Genomic DNA, 2,687 nt, shown 5'->3' on the forward strand with positions numbered 1-2,687 from the left:
TAGTTATTCGCCTTCGTCGAAGAAGTTGTTGATCAGCTCGACCAGCGCGTCCATGGCGTCGTTGTCCTGATCACCTTCGGTATGCAGGTGCACCTGGGTGCCCTTGCCGGCCGCGAGCATCATCACCGCCATGATGCTCTTGCCGTCCACCAGTTTGTCCGGCGCACGGCCAACCCGCACCTGGCAGGGAAAACGGCCGGCAACGCCGACGAACTTGGCTGCCGCCCGGGCATGCAAACCCAGCTTGTTGATGATGGTGATTTCACGGGCGGGCATGGTGGGGCGGATCCTTGGGCTAGAGGTCGCGGTGGCGGACCTGGACGTTTTTCAGGGATTTCTGCAGCAACTGGCCAAGGCGTTCGGTGATGTACACCGAGCGGTGGTGGCCACCCGTGCAGCCGATGGCGATGGTCACATAAGCGCGATTGCTGGCGGCGAAACGGGGCAGCCACTTGAGCAGGTAGCTGGAAATGTCGTTGAACATTTCTTCGACATCGGGCTGTGCAGCCAGGTAGTCGACCACCGGCTGATCAAGGCCGGAGTGCTCGCGCAGCTCGGGCTTCCAGTAGGGGTTGGGCAGGCAGCGTACATCGAACACCAGGTCGGCATCGACCGGCATCCCGCGCTTGAAGCCGAACGACTCGACCAGGAACGCCGTGCCGGGCTCGGGTTGGTTGAGCAGGCGCAGCTTGATCGAGTCCCGCAACTGGTACAGGTTGAGGTTGGTGGTGTCGATCTTGAGGTCGGCCAGGTCTGCAATCGGCCCCAGCAAATCGCTTTCGACGCGGATGGCTTCGGCGAGCGAGCGGTCGGCGTTGGTCAGCGGGTGGCGTCGGCGGGTTTCCGAGAAACGCTTGAGCAGCACCTCTTCGTCGGCATCCAGGTACAGCACGTCGCACTGGATGTGCCGGGCACGGGCTTCTTCAAGCAGTTCCGGGAAGCGCGTCAGGTGGCTGGGCAGGTTGCGTGCGTCAATAGACACGGCCACCTTGGGTTGCAGCAATTCGGTATTGATCAGTGCGTTTTCCGCCAGCTGCGGCAGCAGCCCGGCGGGCAGGTTGTCAATACAGTAAAAACCGTTGTCTTCCAGGACATCGAGGGCGGTGCTCTTGCCGGAGCCGGACCGGCCGCTGACGATGATCAGGCGCATGTTCAGTGCTCGTTCTGTACGTCCAGGACAACCTGGAACAGGGCGTCACTGCTGGTGGCCGCACGCAGGCGATCACGGACCTCCTTGCGATCGAGCATGCTGGCAATCTGGCGCAGCAGTTCCAGGTGGGCATCGGTGGCGGCTTCAGGCACCAGCAGGACGAACAGCAGGTCCACCGGCGCGCCATCGATGGCGTCGTAATCGATAGGGGCTTCCAGGTGCAGCAGGGCGCTGACCGGTGCCGAGCATCCTTCAAGCCGGCAGTGCGGGATGGCAATGCCATTGCCGAAACCGGTCGACCCGAGTTTTTCCCGGGCGACCAGTTTTTCGAAGACGTCTTGCATCTCCAGTTCTGGCACTTGATCGGCGATGACGTTGGCGACCTTTTCAAGGGCGCGCTTCTTGCTGCCGCCCGGCACGTTCACAAGTGAACGGCCGGGGGTCAGGATGGTTTCAAGTCGGATCATGGATGAGGGGGATCAGCGGGCAGCTGCACCTTGCAGCAGGCTTTGCTGTTTTTCCTTGTGTTTTTTCAATTGGCGGTCGAGCTTGTCGGCCATGGCGTCGATCGCTGCATACATGTCTTGGTCTTCGGCATTGGCAACCACCTCGCCGCCAGGAATCTGCAGGGTCGCTTCGACTTTCTGCTGCAGCTTCTCGACTTTCAGGATGACCTGGGCGTTGGTGATCTTGTCAAAGTGCCCCTCCACGCGAGCCAGCTTTTCAAGCACGTACTCACGCAGTGGTTCGGTGACTTCTACATGGTGTCCACTGATGTTGACTTGCATACAGCTTCTCCTTTGTTGCCCGTGCATAAAGAGGCAGGTCTTGCACCTGCCCCAGAAACGCTGTGGCACATCCCAGGGGCTACATCAGTCGCTTGCGCTCGCTCGACGGTGCGATGCCGAGAGACTCGCGGTACTTGGCGACGGTGCGACGGGCTACCTGGATGCCTTGTGCCTCCAGTAAACCAGCGATCTTGCTGTCACTCAATGGCTTTTTCTGATTTTCCGCCGCAACCAGTTTCTTGATGATCGCGCGAATCGCCGTGGACGAGCATTCTCCGCCTTCGGAGGTGCTGACGTGGCTGGAGAAAAAGTACTTCAGTTCGTAGATGCCACGCGGCGTGTGCATGTATTTCTGCGTGGTCACCCGCGAAATGGTCGACTCGTGCATGCCCACCGCTTCGGCGATGTCATGCAGCACCAACGGCTTCATGGCTTCATCGCCGTGGTCGAGGAAACCACGCTGGTGTTCGACGATTTGCGTGGCAACCTTCATCAGGGTTTCGTTGCGGCTTTGCAGGCTCTTGATGAACCAGCGCGCCTCCTGCAGCTGGTTGCGCATGAAGGTGTTGTCGGCGCTGGTGTCGGCGCGGCGCACGAAGCCTGCGTATTGCGGGTTGACGCGCAGGCGCGGGATGGCCTCCTGGTTCAGTTCGACCAGCCAGCGCTCGCTGTCCTTGCGCACGATCACGTCGGGCACCACGTATTCAGGCTCGCTGGACTCGATCTGCGAACCAGGCCGCGGGTTGAGG

The 2,687-nt window shown here is 60.7% G+C and carries 5 protein-coding genes; all 5 read right to left on the bottom strand.

The annotated features are described in order from the left end of the window. Positions 1-3: 3 nt before the first annotated feature. Entirely contained in the window at positions 4-276 is a 273-nt protein-coding gene (locus HP546_RS28845; protein WP_086979053.1) for an HPr family phosphocarrier protein, read from the bottom strand. A 19-nt stretch (positions 277-295) separates the two neighbouring features. Further along, positions 296-1,150: an RNase adapter RapZ gene (gene rapZ / locus HP546_RS28850; RefSeq protein ID WP_172232862.1), complete on the bottom strand. Its 855-nt coding sequence runs from the start codon at positions 1,148-1,150 to the stop codon at positions 296-298. Between the two features lie 2 nt (positions 1,151-1,152). Further along, a complete protein-coding gene (gene ptsN, locus HP546_RS28855) occupies positions 1,153-1,617 on the bottom strand; it encodes a PTS IIA-like nitrogen regulatory protein PtsN (RefSeq protein WP_172232865.1) in 465 nt (154 codons plus the stop codon). Between the two features lie 12 nt (positions 1,618-1,629). Beyond that, complete coding sequence (gene hpf, locus HP546_RS28860) at positions 1,630-1,938, bottom strand: ribosome hibernation-promoting factor, HPF/YfiA family (RefSeq protein WP_172232868.1); 309 nt, start codon at positions 1,936-1,938, stop codon at positions 1,630-1,632. A 79-nt stretch (positions 1,939-2,017) separates the two neighbouring features. Then, positions 2,018-2,687, bottom strand: a 670-nt coding sequence (gene rpoN, locus HP546_RS28865; protein ID WP_172232871.1) for an RNA polymerase factor sigma-54, incomplete at its 5' end; no start/stop codon positions are given.

This window comes from Pseudomonas sp. CM25 (assembly GCF_013179705.1).
GTDB lineage: Bacteria > Pseudomonadota > Gammaproteobacteria > Pseudomonadales > Pseudomonadaceae > Aquipseudomonas.

What these genes read in the sequence shown, in the direction of transcription:
- HP546_RS28845 (WP_086979053.1), bottom strand. Translation starts at nt 276, where the DNA reads ATGCCCGCCCGTGAAATCACCATCATCAACAAGCTGGGTTTGCATGCC.
- rapZ (WP_172232862.1), bottom strand. Translation starts at nt 1,150, where the DNA reads ATGCGCCTGATCATCGTCAGCGGCCGGTCCGGCTCCGGCAAGAGCACC.
- ptsN (WP_172232865.1), bottom strand. Translation starts at nt 1,617, where the DNA reads ATGATCCGACTTGAAACCATCCTGACCCCCGGCCGTTCACTTGTGAAC.
- hpf (WP_172232868.1), bottom strand. Translation starts at nt 1,938, where the DNA reads ATGCAAGTCAACATCAGTGGACACCATGTAGAAGTCACCGAACCACTG.